Origin of the sequence: Moorena sp. SIO4A1 (assembly GCF_010672065.1) — a bacterium.
GTDB lineage: Bacteria > Cyanobacteriota > Cyanobacteriia > Cyanobacteriales > Coleofasciculaceae > Moorena.
The window spans coordinates 1-2,020 of sequence record NZ_JAAHHX010000383.1; the positions used below are offsets into that span (position 1 = coordinate 1).

The following is a 2,020-nucleotide window of genomic DNA, read 5'->3' on the forward strand; positions in this document are numbered from 1 at the left end:
ATTTTAAACTTAACAAGATTCATGAATTTAGCAAAAATAGTTTTTTTTTCTTTTAAAGCACTATATTAAAATTTATTATTGGTAGATAATTAACCGATTTTTTTTTAATACTTGATTTGGCATATTTTTCGGATCTAGCACACGTAATTTATGCTGCTTGCTCTGTCTGTGAAAGTGTATAAGCAGGTACACAAAATTAATTACACATTTTCCAAAACTCAAAGCCTTGCAGGGTAAAGGTTACAGAGATTGGCAGTAGGAAATTAATTCTGTGTAGGTGCTTAGTAGTTTTCAATATAACTCAAATTGCTCAACAGCTAATTAATTAACAATGTTCAACAGATTCTACTCAAAGTTAACTATCCTGACCGTTGGGGGCGTTTTCGGAATTTTCACTAGTCAAGCTCCAGCAACTGCTGCTTTCTTTAGAGGAGTGGGAGACCTGCTTGGTGGAGGTTTAAGTAGCGCAGCTAATAGGGTCTCTGGAGATGGTTCTGTTGTTGGCGGGATTAGTTTCAGTGAGGCGGGTCCTGAAGGAGAAGCCTTCCTATGGACCGTAGAAAATGGAATAAGGCCACTGGGATTTCTGGCTGGAGGTGAAAACGGTCCAAGCGGAGTTTTTGGTATATCTGATGATGGATTAGTTGCTGCGGGGGCAAGTTTTAGTCCTGAAAGTGCCTTGTCTGTACCACCACTTCAATCTTTTCGTTGGACAGCAGAAACTGGTCTAGTTCCCCTTGGAGACCTTCCCGGAGGTGCATTTAGTAGTTTCACCCTCAATATTTCAGGGGATGGCTCAGTCGTAGTTGGGAGTGGTGAAAGTGCCTCAGGAACAGAAGCTTTTCGTTGGACAGAGGAAACTGGCATGGTTGGACTCGGGGACCTTGCTGGAGGTGCTTTTTTCAGTACTGCTACTAATGCTTCATTTGATGGCTCAGTTGTGGTCGGAAACAGTATTAGCTCAACAGGTCCAGAAGGATTTCGATGGACGGAAGAAACTGGTCTGGTTGGACTAGGAGACCTTGCTGGAGGAGAGATACTTAGCAATGCTACATCAATATCAAATGATGGCTTAGTTATTGTAGGAGCAAGCTCTAGTGATAATTCCGTAGACTCTGGTGGAACAGAAGCTTTTCGCTGGACTGCGGAAAATGGCATGGTTGGATTGGGAGACTTGGCTGGAGGTAATTTTTTCAGTGTAGCTCTAGCGGTGTCTGGAGATGGCTCGATTATTGTCGGACAAAGTGAAAGTTCTAGAGGTGAAGAACCTTTTATTTGGGACAGCTTGAATGGGATGCGTTCTCTAATACAGCTACTAGCAAACGACTTTAGTTTGGACGTAAGCGACTGGACAAATTTAACAGTAGCTGACATTTCAGCAGACGGATCAACTATTGTTGGTGTCGGAAACAACCCAGAGGGAGCTCTTGAGGGATGGGTTGCTAATCTCGACTCTGAGCAAACTCAAGTTCCTGAAGCTACGCCAGTACTAGGCCTATTCTCCTTATTGGGAGTCTTGGGTGCCAATGTATTATTGAAGCGTTTCCGTGAGTATAGAATTTAGTGATAATGCGATCGCAAGTTCTTGAGCCCGCTGCCACTCCTGCCATCAGTCTACTCATGGCACCATATCGAGGGCAAAGCCAGGAAATTATAAACTCCAGCCATTATGGCTATCAAATCGACTCATATTCTTGTTTAATAAAATAGAGTAGATTCAATGTTTTCTCCAGCCCCCCATGCCCCTCACATCAATGGGGGATTTCTTTTTGTATATCGTTTTGTATATCGTTTTCTCTAGGAGACTAATCGACTACTTATAGTCAAAGTATTAGGTAGCTAGTTTCACCCTGCCCCGATGTACTGCATGGAGCAACCTGTCGATGGAGTCTCTCTCTTCGGAGGTGAGTGAATCCTCCAATAGTGCTGCCATCAATCCATATCGATCAGCAAGAGTAATTTTTCCAGAGCTGCTAACTTTAGCAAATAGTTCTGGTATAGCACCGGGAATAAGACGAAC

General features: G+C 43.0%; 2 protein-coding genes. One reads left to right on the forward strand and one right to left on the reverse strand.

Annotation, left to right across the window (positions count from 1 at the left end; translation table 11 throughout):
* Positions 1–331 precede the first annotated feature (331 nt).
* Complete coding sequence (locus F6K53_RS38520) at positions 332–1,564, forward strand: PEP-CTERM sorting domain-containing protein (RefSeq protein WP_293085108.1); 1,233 nt, start codon at positions 332–334, stop codon at positions 1,562–1,564.
* A 267-nt stretch (positions 1,565–1,831) separates the two neighbouring features.
* Here F6K53_RS38520 and F6K53_RS38525 read toward each other — a convergent pair.
* Positions 1,832–2,020 (reverse strand): hypothetical protein (locus F6K53_RS38525; protein ID WP_293085110.1); only part of this gene is annotated, 189 nt, incomplete at its 5' end.